Below are 15,751 nucleotides of genomic sequence, written 5' to 3'. Positions count from 1 at the left end.
TTAAATTATTAACAACCTTTTTCATTATTTTATAACTCTCAAAAACCTTATCAAATAAGTCAGTTAACGCTTACAGAAAGGCTTTTCAAGGATAATTAGCGAAAAAATAACTTTCATAAAATAAAGTTGAAATTTTTAAGACTTAGCACTTGCAATTAGAGAGTGCTAAGTCTTATACTATCTTTATAATTTTGAACCGAAAGGTGGGATTATAGTGCTGTGTCAAAATTGTAATGAAAATGAAGCAACAATTCACTTATATACCAGTGTAAATGGCAAACGTACAGAGGTTAACCTTTGTCAAAATTGCTATCAAAAATTAAGAAACGAAAGTAATGAAGGTATAGATAATATGGCAGAAAACACAAATGGTTTTTCAAGTTTTGAAGAACTATTCAATGCTATGAACAATTCATCTGAATCACAAGGTTTTCAAGCTGGAGATCCTAATACGCAATCAGGTCGACGTGGTCCAAACGGCGGTGGTAATTCCCTACTAGCTCAATATGGTGTGGATTTAACCGAACAAGCAAGAAAAGGTCAAGTCGATCCCGTAATTGGACGTGACGATGAAATTAAACGTGTAATTGAAATATTAAATAGAAGAACTAAGAACAATCCTGTACTAATCGGTGAAGCCGGTGTTGGTAAAACAGCTGTGGTTGAAGGATTAGCACAAAAAATTGTTGACGAAGACGTTCCTGAAAAACTTCGCAACAAAAAAGTAATTCGCTTGGATGTTGTTTCACTAGTTCAAGGCACTGGCGTACGTGGTCAGTTTGAACAAAGAATGCAACAACTTATCCAAGAACTTCAGGCAGATGACAATATCATCCTATTTATAGATGAAATTCATGAAATTGTTGGTGCCGGTAATGCTGAAGGCGGAATGGATGCTGGTAACGTTCTAAAACCTGCATTAGCTCGTGGCGAACTACAACTAGTTGGTGCAACAACTTTAAATGAATATCGTACAATCGAAAAAGATTCAGCTCTAGAAAGAAGACTTCAACCTGTTCAAGTTGATGAACCTAGTGTTGAAGCTACTATCCAGATTCTAAAGGGTATTCAACCTAAGTATGAGGACTATCACCACGTAAAATATTCTAATGATGCTATTGTAGCCGCTGCGGAATTATCAGCTCGCTATATTCAAGACAGATTCTTACCTGATAAAGCTATCGATTTGATGGATGAAGCTGGATCTAAGAAAAATCTTCAAACAAATCATATCGATATTGCAGAATTAGATAACAAGATTTCTGATGCGGAAGTTCAAAAACAATCTGCATTGAGAAATGAAGATTATGAAAAAGCTGCATATTACCGTGATGAAGTTTCTAAGTACCAAAAAATGAAAGACAACACTAAGGAAACTCCTCTTGATGAAAGTATGATCTCTGAAAAAGAAATCGAAAAAATTGTCGAAGAGAAGACTAAAATTCCTGTTGGTGATTTGAAAGCTAACGAACAACTTCAACTAAAGAATCTAGAACCAAACCTAAAATCAAGTGTTATTGGTCAAGATGAAGCTGTTGAACAAGTTTCTAAAGCAATTCGTAGAAATCGTGTTGGATTTAATAAGTCTGGTCGTCCTATTGGTTCATTCCTATTTGTTGGACCAACTGGTGTTGGTAAAACAGAATTAGCTAAGCAATTAGCCAAGGATCTATTCGGAACAACAGAATCAATGATTCGTTTTGATATGTCTGAATACATGGAGAAACACAGCGTGTCTAAATTGATTGGTTCTCCTCCTGGCTATGTAGGATATGAAGAAGCCGGTCAACTAACTGAACAAGTAAGAAGAAATCCATATAGTTTGATTCTTCTAGATGAAGTAGAAAAAGCTCATCCTGATGTTATGCATATGTTCTTACAAATTCTTGAAGACGGTCGATTGACAGATTCTCAAGGTAGAACTGTTAGTTTCAAAGATACTATCATTATTATGACTTCAAACGCTGGTCAAGATGTAAAAGAAGCCAATGTTGGATTTGGCGCTACATCAACTATATCTACTGTAATCAGTCGTCTTTCTGATTACTTCAAACCTGAATTCTTAAACCGTTTTGATGGTATCGTAGAATTTAATGCTCTATCAAAAGATAATTTAGTTCAAATTGTAGATTTAATGTTAGCTGATACTAACAAGATGATTGCTGATCAAGGACTAAAGATCCATGTAACAAAATCTGCTAAAGACAAGCTAGTAGAGTTAGGTTACAACCCTAGCATGGGTGCTCGACCATTACGTCGTGTTATTGAAGAACAAATTGAAGATAAAGTAGCTGACTACTACTTGGATCACCCTACAGAAAAAGATTTAGAAGCTAAAGTAGTAAAAGGTGAAATAAAAATTGCCTCTTATCAAGATGCTCCAGCTGTAGTTGAAAAGAAATAATGACTAACCAAAAGCATCGAAAATTTTGATGCTTTTTTTGTACAATCAAAAAGATTTAAGTTTCTCTTACGCCTGTTTATAATTACTTAAACTCTAGTTGATAGATCAGTATTTGCTGTTAAAATTCAAAATAAGAGTAAGTGGAATATTAGAGGGGTAATAATGGACAAAGTAGAAAAAATTATTCGTAACGACATATTAATAGAAGTAAATTACCTAGATTCAGTGGGAAATAAACTAAGAGACTCAAAAACTATTCAGGGTAAATACCTTGATGATTTGGATGTTCCCTTTCAAACTATCCCTGGATATATTTTGTCGACCGTTCAAAACTTCCAAAAAAAATTCATTCCTAATAGTGATGGAATTAATATAATTTATGCTAAGCAAGTAGCAGCTCCTGTAATTATCTATCATAGAAATATCGATGATAAATTGATTGCTGACCCTATCTTCCTTACAGGTAAATTCAACGGTACTTTTCAGGCAAAACCTCTAGAAGAAGCACGCAATTTTCTTGTTGAATCACCAAAGGTTGTTAGTGGAAAGTTCACAGATCAAGTTCAAGAATTTGAATTCAAGTACAATACCCAAAAACTAACTCCGTACATTATTCCTAATAATCTATTTTTGGAAACATTTAATAGCACTCAAGTTTTTGAAAGAGCTAATATCAACTACCCTATCAATAGAACTATTCCAATGAACTCAACATGGAAAATTTTTCACGCGATGAAAGAAGGATACACAAATCGCATCTGGTATAACTTAGGTGCAGATATCTGGGTACCTAGTACTGAAGACGTTTCAACATTTAAAATCCCACCTTATCAATTGGAAAATCAATCTCAAATTAAGAATTCATACAACTATAAAGTTATAGATATCAGTGAAATTAACCAATACACTAATATTGGTAATTTCCATGAACACAGCGTAACCGGCTGGGTTCAACCTTATGGAAAAATGCTGATTGGTTACTATCAAAGCAATCAACGTGTATTCGTTAAAAATCTAATCCTACTAGAAAACAACAGTGTTTGGGCTGAATTAGATGATGGTAATTACGTTGAAAGACAATATTTGAACATATAAAAAGCACATCCCTAGGGATGTGCTTTTTTATTATAGCTTTGCAGTTAATTTAACGTCTGGATACTTACCTTCAAACCATGTCACCGCAAATTTATTCTCAAATAAGAATAGTGGATTACCTTCTAGATCTTTAACCAACATATTTCTAGAAGAAGACATTGATTCATCTAATTTTTCAGGATCAATCCATCTAGCAATTCTTGAACCGATTGGAGTCATCACAACATCACAGTTATATTCATTTTGCATACGGAATTGGAAAACCTCAAATTGAAGCTGTCCGACAGCACCTAGAATATAATCACTGGTTGAGTATTTTTGGTACAACTGTACAGCACCTTCTTGAACTAGTTGCTGCATACCTTTATGGAATGACTTTTGTTTCATAACGTTTTTAGCTTGAACTTCCATAAACATTTCTGGTGTAAATTGTGGTAATTCTTCATATTGAATAGATTTTTTACCACTATAAATTGTATCTCCAATTTGGAAATTACCAGTATCATACAATCCTACAATATCACCAGCTACAGCATTCTTAACCTGTTCACGTTGGTCAGACATAAATTCAGTAGCATTATTAAGTCTCAGAGTTTTGCCAGTTCTTTGTAATGTTACATCCATACCTTTTTCAAATTCACCTGAACAAATTCGTACAAAGGCAATTCTATCACGATGATTAGGGTTCATATTGGCCTGTATCTTAAATACAAATCCTGAAAATTGTTCTGAATCTGGTTCGATAACTTCATCACTATCTTGCAACTTATGTGGTGCAGGAGCTGGTGCCATTTCCAAGAATGTATCTAAGAATACTTGTACACCGAAGTTGGTTAGAGCTGAACCGAAGAATACTGGTGTTTGATCACCTTTTTGTATTTTTTCAGGATCAAAACTATTTCCAGCTTCTTCTAGTAATTCAACTTCACCGATAGCTTGTTCAAATAATGAATCTTCTGCCAATTCCTTATCATCTATCGAACCTTCACTATTGATTGGAATGTAGCGCTCATCGCCCTCTTTTCGATAAAGTTCCACTCTTTGATTATGTATATCATATAATCCCTTAAGTTCTTTACCCATACCGATTGGCCAGTTCATGGCACAACCTTCTATGTTAAGCAGTTCTTCCAGTTCAGCGATAAGATCCAATGGATCACGTCCATCACGATCCAGTTTGTTCATAAATGTAAAGATAGGAATACCACGTTTTTTTACAACTTGGAATAATTTCTTAGTTTGTGGCTCAATACCCTTAGCAGAATCAATAACCATGACAGCAGCATCCACAGCCATCAGTGTACGGTAAGTATCTTCTGAGAAATCCTCATGTCCTGGAGTATCCAAAATATTGATATCTCTATCTTTATAGTTAAACTGCATAACAGAACTGGTAACAGAAATTCCACGTTTCTTTTCAATTTCCATCCAATCACTGGCAGCAAATTGACCAGTTTTCTTACCCTTAACTGTACCAGCAGAACGAATAGCTCCACCAAAATATAGTAATTGTTCAGTAATAGTTGTTTTACCAGCATCGGGATGGGAAATGATGGCAAAAGTTCTTCTCTTTTCAACTTGTTCTCTTAATTGTTTTTGATCCATTATTTTCTCCTGTTTGTTACTTATAAAAGAAAAAAGAAATACCTCTAGTATTTCTTCTCATACATATTTTTCATTACTTGTTTAAGTTTATCGTCAGGTATTGTGACTATGACATCTTCAATTCTTGAACCATTAACTTTGCCTGATGTAAGTTTAGTTCCATCATCTAAAGTAATAGATATCGGAATGTTCTCTGTAGGAATATCACCTGCTTGAGCAATTAAAACACCTGCAACAGAATCATAATCATCCAAATGAAGATCCTCTTCAAATAATTCATTAAAATCTTCTGTCGTCATTTTACCGATAATTGAGTACTCGTTACTATTTATACGACGATATGCTGTGATAGCTTGATCGTATTCATCATCTATATCACCAACAATTTCTTCAATGATATCTTCAATTGTAGCCAATCCAACGACTCCACCATACTCATCCATAACAACTGCCATCTGAGTTTGTGTGCTCTTCATTTTCAAAAGCAAAGCATCAATACTAGTAGTTTCAGGAACAAACATAGGCTCTACCATGACATGATCCAAACTGATACTTTCAAAGCCTGACTTACGAGCTTGTTTCAATATATCCTTAATATGGATAATTCCGATAACCTTATCCTTTTCCCCACCATAAACAGGTACTCGAGAAAATGGTTGTTCCAAGATAGCATCAATAGTTTGATCCTTAGGATCATTGATATCAACCATGAAAGCATCAGTTCTAGGAACCATGATTTCTCGAACATTCTTATCACTAAATTCGATAATTCCTTGCATCATTTGGTATTCATCAGAATTGATAGTTCCACTATCTTTGGATTCACGAATAGTTGCTAAAACTTCACTACGAGAAGCAGTATCTTCTTTTTTTGAAAAATTCATAGGAATTAATTTAAATACTAGATTTAAAGATCCTGTTAGTAACTTAACAAAAGGACTAAAAATAAATCTGAAAAATCTTACGTATGGTTCAGTAAATCTAGCTACACCATAAGGTTTATTCATGGCTATACGCTTTGGTAACAATTCACCAAATACCAGCGAAATATAAGACAAGATAACTGTAATAATTACGATAGATACTTCTTGGCTTCCGGGAAAGTCCCCCATCAATCTATCAAGGCTTCCACTCAAACTGGTAGCAGCAATAGCAGATGATAAGAATCCTGCAAATGTAATTGCTACTTGGATTGTAGATAAGAACTGATTAGGTTCTTCGATAGCTTTAAGAATACGTTTATCCTTCTTACTACCGTCTTCCGCCTTTTCTTCTACTGTTGCTTTACTTACTGAAACTATAGCAATTTCTGCAGCTGCAAAAAAAGCATTTAAAATTGTTAATACAACGATTATTAATAGTTGTACTAGCAAGGTCACACCGCTAGGGTCACCGTTCATCGACATGTCACTCTCTTTCAATATAAACTATATATTTTATAACTAGGCTAATTATATCAGTCCTTAAAGTATTCAACAATATATCTAAATTTCATGATAAAATAAAGCTATTAAATTATCGGAGCTATAACAATGTCAAATAAGAGAATAACTGTTATTTATCTATTTTTCTTTCTAATACCTTATATTGCCTGTCTGTTAATAGTAGGTATTTCATACAATGCTTTGGTGCTACACGCCATCAGTTGGAGAATAATTCTTGGCGGTATCATTGGTGCATTCGGTCTTTTTGCTGTAAAAGTCATTGCACAAAGACCAATATTGATTATGTATCGTAATTCTACGAGACCAGCGTTAAAGAAATTTATCAATTTATTCATTCTAGAGAGAAATTTTTGGATTATTTCTTTCAATTTAATATCAGACTTTATTTTCTCTATCATTAGTATTTATCTAGTAAAGAATGTACTACCTATCTCTCATATCATGGGTAACACATTAGGTTGGTTGGTACTAATATTGATGTTATCAGTGACATTTGCATCATATCTAGAATTCGATGCTTTATCAATTTATAAAGAAGACAAATAAAATTTCATTGACAGACTAATAATATACGGCTATCATAACTACCAAGATTTACAAAACAAATACGGAGGATTTTTCACATGATGAAAACAAGCAATTCTACAATCAATACTGCATGTTGTACTGTAATTTCTTGCACAAATAGAAATTATAGTTATTCATCATGCCTAATATCACTCTAAATTAATCAATTAGTTACTATAAATAATGCGATTAAAGAGCTGACATTGGTCAGCTCTTTTTTTGTTTATCAAGGTGAAAATATGACTCATTTGAAAATAGGTCTCCTAAACTTAATGACCGATAAAAAACAAACCAATTCCAACTTTGAACAAGTTCTAAATCAAAATAGCAATGTCGATTTAACATACTATTATTCTGCCAGTCGATATAGCGAACCTCCTGAACCAAATATGAAACCACTAAAACTAGAAGAGTTAAAATATCTAGATGGTTTCATCATTTCTGGGAGTCCAGTCGAAAGAATCTCTGATGATAAAATAACTTATCTACCAGAAGTACATGATTTGCTGAATTACCTTCACAAATCCGATATTATTCAGCTCTATGTCTGTTGGGGAGCGATGGAAGCACTAGCTCATTTGTATGGTATAAGAAAGAAACCATTATCAAAAAAAGATTTTGGAGTCTATCAGAATAAAATTGTACAATCAGATCCACTTCTAAAAGATATACCTACCGGTTATCTTGCTCCAAATGCCCGTTACACTGAGATGGATCTATCCCAAGTGAACGAAGATGAACGTTTAGAAGTATTATCAGTTACTGAAAATAATTTATTATCTTTAGCAAAATCAAACATTGCTAATCAGACCTTTTTATTCAACCATCTCGAATATCATAAAGATGATTTAGACAAAGAGTATCAATTAGAAATAGCTAGTGGTAAAGTACCTAACGCATTTAAAGCTCATAACTACTATAAAAATAATCAACCAACTTTCGAATGGCAAGAAAGTCAGGAAAAATTCTTTAACAATTGGTTGAACACATTTAAAAGAGGAAATTAATATGACAAAAGTAAACTCAATCACAGAATTAATTGGAAACACACCTATGGTAAAACTTCAAAATAATGACCCACAAAATATGGCGGATATCTTTGTAAAACTAGAATTTTTCAATCCCGGTGGATCTGTTAAGGATCGTATAGCCTTGTCAATGATTGAAAAGGCTGAAAAAGACGGCAAACTAAAAAAAGGTGATACTATTGTTGAGCCTACATCTGGTAATACTGGTATAGGTCTATCTCTTGTTGCAAGTGCCAAAGGCTACAAGATTGTAATATTCATGCCTGAAACTATGAGTGTGGAAAGACGTAAGATCATGCAAGGATACGGTGCTGAACTAGTTCTAACACCAGGTTCAGAAGGAATGTCTGGAGCAATCAAAAGAACTAGCGAATATGCTGAAGAAAATGACGCATTTATGCCTATGCAATTTGAAAATCCTGCCAATCCTGAAGTTCACGAATTAACAACTGCTCAAGAAATTATCAAAGATTTCAAAAATGAAAATATCGATGCTTTTGTAGCTGGAGTTGGTACAGGAGGTACTCTTTCCGGAGTAGGTCATGGTCTTAAAAAAGTTTATCCAGATGTACAAATTTATGCTCTAGAAGCTAGTGAATCCCCTCTACTAAAAGAAGGAACTACTGGACCTCACAAAATTCAAGGTATTAGTGCAGGGATTATTCCTGATACATTAGACCAAAATGTCTATGAAGATATTATCGAAGTAAGTAGTACACAAGCTATAAAAACTGCACAAGAAGTGGCAAGAGAAGAAGGTTTACTAGTAGGAATATCATCAGGAGCTAATATTTTTGGAGCAAAAGAAATTGCCAAAAAACTAGGTGCTGGTAAAATAGTTGTCACTACAGCTGCGGACAATGGTGAAAGATATCTATCTACAGATTTATTTAATTTTTAAATCTACTACTAATGTGAGAAAATATAAAATGTTAAAAAACAAATTAAGGGGAATTAACTAATAATGAAAAAGAAAATTACAGCGATTATTTCTATTCTAGCTATGTTTGTGCTGATTCTTTCAGGATGTTCTTCAAGTTCTAAATCTGTTACCCAAGAACAAGGAACATTAACAATTGGACTTGAAGGAACATACGCTCCATACTCATACCGTGAAAATGGTAAACTTACTGGATTCGAAGTTGAATTAGGAAAAGATCTTGCCAAGGAAATGGGAATGAAAGCAAAATTTGTTCCTACAAAATGGGATTCATTAATTGCTGGTCTAAACTCAAAAACATTTGATGTTGTTTTGAACAATGTTGCAATAAACAGCAGTCGTAAAAAACAATACATCTTTGCCACACCTTACGTTTATTCTAAATCTGTACTTATTACAAAAGAAGGTAACAAAGATATAACTTCTGTAAAAGATTTAAAAGGTAAGAAAATGGCAGAAGGAACTGGTACTGACAACTGGTTGAACGCCGAAAAATTTGGTGGTAATATTAGCCCTTCTACAGATTTTGCAACAACAATGTCAATGATTAAAGATGGTCGTGTTGATGCAACAATTAACTCAAAAGAAGCATATCTTACATATATAAAAGATAGTAAAACTACGGGTCTTCAATATAGAGTTGTTTCTTCAAAAGATATCAAGGCTTCAGAGATTGCACCAATTATGAACAAAAACTCTACTGAACTTCAAAAAGAAATGAACAAAGCAATGAATAAACTTCAAAAAGATGGAACACTAAAGAAACTTTCAATTAAGTACTTTGGCGAAGATATTACTCAAAAATAATTATTAGAAATTCCAGGGGGAATTAACGCCATGTGGCAAACCGTCATCTCATCACTTCCAGAACTTATCACCGCAATGTTAAAATTTACCATTCCAATAGCAATACTTTCATTTATTTTTGGACTAATCCTAGCTATAGTTACAGCTCTGATTAAATTTATTACTCCGTCTGAAAATAAAGCTGTAAAAGGAATTTGGTATGTTCTAAAAGCTATTGCTTCATTTTATGTCTGGCTTTTTAGATCCACACCACTACTGGTTCAATTATTTATTATTTTCTTTGGGCTACCAAGTATAGGTATTCAAATAGATGCCTTCCCTGCTGCAATTATTGGCTTTTCTTTAAATACAGGTGCTTATGCCTCAGAAACAATTAGATCTGCATTGATGTCTGTTCCTCAAGATCAATGGAATGCAGCGTATACTTTGAATTTCTCTACAAGACAAACATTACAATATATAGTATTTCCTCAAGCAATTAGAATTGCCTTACCACCTCTATCTAATTCATTCATTGGATTAGTAAAAGATACTTCTCTAGCAAGTTCTATTACTATCCTAGAAATGTTCCAAGTCAGTCAACAAATTGTAGCCAAAAACTATCAACCATTGCTAATGTATGTTGTGGTCGCTGCACTATACGCCATAATATGTACACTACTAAGTTGGCTTCAACGTTACTTGGAAAAACGTACTAATAGATACTTAGAGGGAGGAAATGCCTAATGATTTCGATAAAAAACATTAGTAAAACATTTGATGATAAGTTGGTATTAAACAATATATCCACTGAATTTCCAAGTGGAAAAACAACTGTTATCTTAGGTCCTTCAGGTTCAGGTAAATCTACTTTGTTGAGATCTTTAAATTTATTAGTTCGTCCTGAAAAAGGTGAAATTGATTTCTCTAATTTGCACATCGATTATTCAAAATCAATCTCAAGTAATGACAGTTTTGAACTACGGTCAAAAACTAGTATGGTTTTCCAAAATTGGAATCTATTCCCTAACCTTACCGTGCTGAATAATATTACTGAAGCCCCAATCAAGGTTCTTAAGCAAGATAGAAAATCTGCGGAAGATCACGCTAAACAATTGTTAAAAGATGTCGGATTAGAAGAATATGCTGATAGATACCCTAGTCAGCTATCTGGTGGACAACAACAACGTATCTCAATCTGTAGATCACTTGCAGTAAATCCTGAATACATATTATTGGACGAACCTACAAGTGCCCTTGATCCAGAGCTTGAAACACAAGTTCTGCGAATTCTAAAGAATTTGTCAGATGAAGGTCAATCTATGATTCTTGTAACTCATAACATGGAGTTTGCTAGAATGGTTGCTGATAAAATTTTATTCGTTGAAGATGGAAAAATAGAGTTTGACGGTAGTACCGAAGATTTCTTCAATAAACCAAATCAAAGAATTGAAAACTTCCTTTCTGGAATTACACTTAAATAAACATAAAAAAAGACTGCCACTGGCAGTCTTTTTTTGCAATCCAAATTAGTTGTGAGATAACTCGTTGTATCTTTTCATCCAAAGATCAATATATGCTTGAGAAAACGGACCCTTACCATTGTCAATCCAATCAAGAAGCACGTCGACATTCTCGTGAAGGATAGTATCTATTTCAGGTGGGTAATTCCACTGTTGACTGTGAAGAGCATACTCGTCCACATCTAAAAGTCGTTTTTCGCCATCAGCAAAAACTTTTACATCTAAATCATAGTCTATATATTTAATAGCTTCTTTATCTAAAGCAAACGGAGTAGCCAAATTACAGTAATATGAAACTCCGTTATCTCTCACCATTGCAACGATATTGAACCAATACTTCCTATGGAAATATATGATAGCTGGCTCTCTAGTAACCCATCTGCGACCATCTGCTTCAGTCACTAAGGTGTTTTCATTGCAACCGATTATCTCATTTTCACTTGTCTTAAGCACCATTGTTTCACGCCATGTTCGGTGTAAATGTCCATCATGCTTGTAACTCTGGATTGCTACGTAATCTCTCTCTCTTGGAAGATCCATAACATAACCAGCTTTCAAAAATTTATATCCATGTGAGATTATACCAGATTGTGAAACAACATACATCAAAAAATTCACTCTAGTTCATTCTTTATGTCTTGATACTTAAACCCCTTGGTCATCAGGTAAGTAATGAGTTTATTCTTGTCTGGATAACGTTTTTGAACTTTATTTATCATTGCCTTTAAATTTTCTAATTCAGTCTCATCATCCTTTTGTAGATCAATTTTTGAAATGGCTTCATCAATGATTTCATTTGAAAAGCCCTTTTGGTATAGAGTTTGTTTGATTTTTTGTTGCATGTTACTAAAAGAATTTTTTCGTGATTTTTTGATTTGCTTTTTTGCAAAATCTACTGCATTTTCAATTAAAATATCTTGGTCAATTTCTGCCAACTGGTCTTCTATTACAAATTTGGATACACCTTTTTGAATCAACTTTTGTTCCATAATCTTGGGACCATTGTTGGATGTATTCAACTGACTGTGAATATAAGTCTTTGCATAGTTATCATCGTCCACATAGTGCAAAGATCTCAAACGTTCAAGAACTTCATCGATAGTATCTAAATCGTACTCTTTTTCCTTAAGATACTTTTTCAACTCAAATTCAGTTCTCAATTGGTAACTCAAATAATTTACGGCATCACCGTAAGCTTTGTTGATATTTTCCCGATTTTTAATTTCTTCTATTTGATTGTCATCAAGCTCTAAATTCTTCGCAAGTCTGAAATCAATCAACGTATTCTCACTAACACCAAAGGCAAATTTGTTATCAATAAAAACATTGTATCTACCCTTTTGTTTTTGTGCCTGAATTAAAGTTACTTTAGCCAATATTATATTCTCCCGTGGTATACTCAGATATAAGTTTAACTCACATTTTAAACAAAGGACAAACAATGAATACAAATATTATTGAAGAACTAAATGTTGGGGATCGCTTTCCCCTTACTATCAAACAAATAGGAATTAACGGCGAAGGAATCGGTTATTTCAAGCATGCCATTGTCTTCGTACCTAAAGCTGTGCCTGAAGATGTCATTGTCTGTGAAATTACAGATATTCATCCAAAATTTTTAAATGGTAAAATCCATAAAATCAGAACTGCTAGTCCATACAGAAACAAGGATGTGAATCCACTAAGTAATGAGGTTGGTGGATTAGAGTTTGCACATATAAATTACGAAGACCAATTAGAATTTAAAGAAGATATCTTACGTAATTCTCTAGAAAGATATAAACCACATGCTTATGATCGCTATGAGATAAGACCTACTATTGCATCACCTCAACAAGAAAGATATCGTAATAAAGCACAGTTTCCAATCCAAGAAATTAATGGTGAAATCCGCTGTGGTTTGTACAAAACAGGTACTCAAGAATTAGTCGATTTAGAAGATATGCCTACTCAAATGGAACTAACGATGAAAGCCATGCGTAAGATTGTCGATATCATCAAAGAGTTAGAACTACCTGTATTCAACCCCGAAAACAAATCCGGTATTATCAGCATGATTGTTATTCGTGAATCGGTTGAATTTAACAAATTACAAGTAACATTCATTACTAGAACTAAGAAATTTTTAAAAGAACGAAAACTTGTAGAACTAATCACAGATCAGATACCTGAAGTTTCTTCAATTTCTCAAAATATTAACCTAGAAGATCAAAAAGGTGTTTGGGGAGATGAAACTAGACTAGTCTGGGGAGATGAATATCTTCAAGAAGATATCAACGGTTATACCTTCAATCTATCCCCTCGTGCTTTCCTACAACTAAACTCATTACAAACAGATCATTTGTACGATTTAGCAGAAGATGCTCTAGAACCTAACCAAAATGACGTTCTACTAGATGCATACTGTGGTGTTGGTACGATCGGTATCACCATGGCAGACAAAGTTGAAAAAGTTTACGGTATCGAAATCATTCCTGAAGCTATCGAGGATGCGAAGAAAAACGCTGAACTGAATAATATTAACAATACAGAATATTACGCCGGTGCTGTTGATAAAATATATCCAGAACTACTAGCAGATGGTATAGAAGTCAATGCAATGATTGTTGATCCTCCAAGAACTGGTCTGGAAGATTGCTTGATTGATACAATCCTAGATAATCCTACAGAAAAGCTAGTTTATATATCTTGTAATCCATCGACACTTGCAAAAGACCTTACACGTCTAGCCAGCAAATATCGCGTCCAATACCTTCAACCTGTGGATATGTTCCCACAAACACCTCACGTTGAAACAATTGTAAAATTAGAAAAAAGATAGAAAAAAGAAACTGAAATATTCAGTTTCTTTTTTTAGCTATGATAAGATTACTAGTGAATATAATTTAGGAGGAATTTGTTATGAAAATTTATTTTGCTAATGGTTTATTCTCACAGGCAGATCGTATGTTCAATGAAGTTGTAGTTGATAAGATCCGCAAGATTTCTGATGATATTGAAGTGTACCTACCTCAAGAAAATGGCGATATCAATGATAAAACAAAGTTCGCTGATTCAATCAAAATTGCTGAAGAAGATAACAAAGAACTCCTTACTTCAGATTTAGTGGTTGCAGTACTAGACGGAGAAATCATCGATGTTGGAGTTGCTTCTGAAATCGGATTAGCATTTGGTAAAGAAATTCCTATACTAGGATTATTTACAGATCTTCGTCAACACGGTGCAGAAAATCCAGAAAAAATTGCTGCCGTAGCTGAAATCGGAGAAAATCCATTCCAATATGTAAACACTTATACTATTGGATTGATTAAGTTAAACGGTAAAGTTGTTAACAATATTGATACATTATTACAAGAAATTGCTAAAAAATTATAAAGATTTCATTAATATTACATAGAATTTACAGTTGGATTATATCCAACTTTTTTTATTTCCTTTGAGTTATGATGGTTATCGTTGATAAAAACATAACTTAACTCTTATAGATATTTTTGTAAGAGTTTCAGGAGAAATTATATATATGAATTTAAAACACATTACACTTTCAATCATCGCACTAACTGCTATTGGTTCTACAGCAGTAACAAGCGCAACATCAGTTTCAGCTGCTACAACAGCATCAAGTAAGGTTCAAGTTGCACCATCATCAGACGTTATATACATTAACAATGACAATGGCGCAAAAGTATACCACAATGTAACATCAGGTAAAGTTGCAACTTCAGCAAACTCTGTTCAAACAAACACAGCTTGGTCAATCGACAAAACAGCTATGGTTAATGGTAAAACATATTACGAAATTGGAAATGATACATGGGTATCATCATCAGATGTTTCTTTCAATGCACCTGTCGTAGCAATTGACAAAGTGCTTTATGTTTCATCAAATGGTGGAAACGTAAACCTATATTCATCTGCTAACGATGGATACTATGTAGATAACTCAGTTTCTGACGGTAACGCATATCACGTTTATGCTCAAACAACTGATCAAAATGGTCAAGTTTGGTATAACCTAGGTTCTAACGAATGGATCAATGGTCAATACATGACTGAAGAAGAACCATCAGTTAAATATACAATGTCAGCTACAGCTTATGATCCAGCAGTATTAGGTTCAAGCATGGGTTACAGTGGCGTTGCTGCTAACCTTTCACGTTTCCCTAAGGGAACTCAACTAAAAATCACTCTTGGTGACGGTACAGTAATGTACAGAACAGTTAACGATACAGGTTACTTTGCCCTATCAAACTCAAACCAACTAGATATTGCTATGCCTAACTCACAAGCACTATCATTTGGTAGACAAACAATTACAGTTCAAGTTGTTAAATAATAAATAGTAAATAAAAAAGCAG

General features: G+C 33.8%; 15 protein-coding genes. 11 read left to right on the top strand and 4 right to left on the bottom strand.

The window, feature by feature from the left end; genetic code table 11:
* The first annotated feature begins 214 nt into the window (after nucleotides 1-214).
* Complete coding sequence (locus EKN01_RS01195) at nucleotides 215-2,404, top strand: ATP-dependent Clp protease ATP-binding subunit (RefSeq protein WP_129044632.1); 2,190 nt, start codon at nucleotides 215-217, stop codon at nucleotides 2,402-2,404.
* Between the two features lie 162 nt (nucleotides 2,405-2,566).
* Complete coding sequence (locus EKN01_RS01190; protein ID WP_129044631.1) at nucleotides 2,567-3,499, top strand: MucBP domain-containing protein; 933 nt, start codon at nucleotides 2,567-2,569, stop codon at nucleotides 3,497-3,499.
* Nucleotides 3,500-3,529: 30 nt separating this feature from the next.
* Here the strand turns inward: EKN01_RS01190 and EKN01_RS01185 are convergent, their stop codons facing one another.
* Nucleotides 3,530-5,104 (bottom strand): peptide chain release factor 3, encoded by a 1,575-nt coding sequence (locus EKN01_RS01185; protein WP_129044630.1) that lies wholly within the window; start codon nucleotides 5,102-5,104, stop codon nucleotides 3,530-3,532.
* A gap of 44 nt (nucleotides 5,105-5,148) precedes the next feature.
* Complete coding sequence (locus tag EKN01_RS01180; protein ID WP_241685222.1) at nucleotides 5,149-6,510, bottom strand: hemolysin family protein; 1,362 nt, start codon at nucleotides 6,508-6,510, stop codon at nucleotides 5,149-5,151.
* Nucleotides 6,511-6,636: 126 nt separating this feature from the next.
* Between EKN01_RS01180 and EKN01_RS01175 the strand changes: the two genes are divergently transcribed.
* From EKN01_RS01175 to EKN01_RS01150, 6 genes are all read left to right on the top strand, one after another.
* Entirely contained in the window at nucleotides 6,637-7,095 is a 459-nt protein-coding gene (locus tag EKN01_RS01175; RefSeq protein ID WP_099974392.1) for a hypothetical protein, read from the top strand.
* Between the two features lie 260 nt (nucleotides 7,096-7,355).
* On the top strand, nucleotides 7,356-8,123 hold the full coding sequence (locus EKN01_RS01170) for a homoserine O-acetyltransferase/O-succinyltransferase family protein (RefSeq protein WP_129044629.1): 768 nt from the start codon (nucleotides 7,356-7,358) through the stop codon (nucleotides 8,121-8,123).
* 1 nt (nucleotide 8,124) lies between these two features.
* Complete coding sequence (gene cysK / locus EKN01_RS01165; protein WP_129044628.1) at nucleotides 8,125-9,045, top strand: cysteine synthase A; 921 nt, start codon at nucleotides 8,125-8,127, stop codon at nucleotides 9,043-9,045.
* Nucleotides 9,046-9,108: 63 nt separating this feature from the next.
* On the top strand, nucleotides 9,109-9,891 hold the full coding sequence (locus EKN01_RS01160) for a transporter substrate-binding domain-containing protein (protein ID WP_129044627.1): 783 nt from the start codon (nucleotides 9,109-9,111) through the stop codon (nucleotides 9,889-9,891).
* 30 nt (nucleotides 9,892-9,921) lie between these two features.
* Nucleotides 9,922-10,617, top strand: coding sequence for an amino acid ABC transporter permease (locus tag EKN01_RS01155; protein ID WP_099974388.1), 696 nt, complete (start codon nucleotides 9,922-9,924; stop codon nucleotides 10,615-10,617).
* Nucleotides 10,617-11,354 (top strand): amino acid ABC transporter ATP-binding protein, encoded by a 738-nt coding sequence (locus EKN01_RS01150; protein WP_129044626.1) that lies wholly within the window; start codon nucleotides 10,617-10,619, stop codon nucleotides 11,352-11,354. The genes EKN01_RS01155 and EKN01_RS01150 overlap by 1 nt, the downstream gene beginning before the upstream one ends.
* A gap of 45 nt (nucleotides 11,355-11,399) precedes the next feature.
* On the opposite strand, the gene EKN01_RS01145 is transcribed toward EKN01_RS01150, so the two are convergent.
* Nucleotides 11,400-11,933, bottom strand: coding sequence for a DUF402 domain-containing protein (locus tag EKN01_RS01145; RefSeq protein WP_099975331.1), 534 nt, complete (start codon nucleotides 11,931-11,933; stop codon nucleotides 11,400-11,402).
* Between the two features lie 74 nt (nucleotides 11,934-12,007).
* Entirely contained in the window at nucleotides 12,008-12,769 is a 762-nt protein-coding gene (gene recX, locus EKN01_RS01140; RefSeq protein ID WP_129044625.1) for a recombination regulator RecX, read from the bottom strand.
* A gap of 65 nt (nucleotides 12,770-12,834) precedes the next feature.
* On the opposite strand from recX, the gene rlmD reads away from it, so the two are divergent.
* The 3 genes from rlmD (at nucleotide 12,835) to EKN01_RS01125 (ending at nucleotide 15,729) form a co-directional block, all read left to right on the top strand.
* Nucleotides 12,835-14,214, top strand: coding sequence for a 23S rRNA (uracil(1939)-C(5))-methyltransferase RlmD (gene rlmD / locus EKN01_RS01135; protein WP_129044624.1), 1,380 nt, complete (start codon nucleotides 12,835-12,837; stop codon nucleotides 14,212-14,214).
* Nucleotides 14,215-14,294: 80 nt separating this feature from the next.
* Complete coding sequence (locus EKN01_RS01130) at nucleotides 14,295-14,768, top strand: nucleoside 2-deoxyribosyltransferase (protein WP_099974384.1); 474 nt, start codon at nucleotides 14,295-14,297, stop codon at nucleotides 14,766-14,768.
* 145 nt (nucleotides 14,769-14,913) lie between these two features.
* Nucleotides 14,914-15,729, top strand: a complete 816-nt coding sequence (locus EKN01_RS01125; RefSeq protein ID WP_129044623.1) for a hypothetical protein — start codon at nucleotides 14,914-14,916, stop codon at nucleotides 15,727-15,729.
* The last annotated feature ends 22 nt before the right edge of the window (nucleotides 15,730-15,751 follow it).

The sequence above is a fragment of the Companilactobacillus metriopterae genome (genome assembly GCF_004117915.1).
GTDB lineage: Bacteria > Bacillota > Bacilli > Lactobacillales > Lactobacillaceae > Companilactobacillus > Companilactobacillus metriopterae.
Note: the sequence above shows the minus strand (reverse complement) of the source record. Positions and strands in the feature narration are given on the sequence as shown.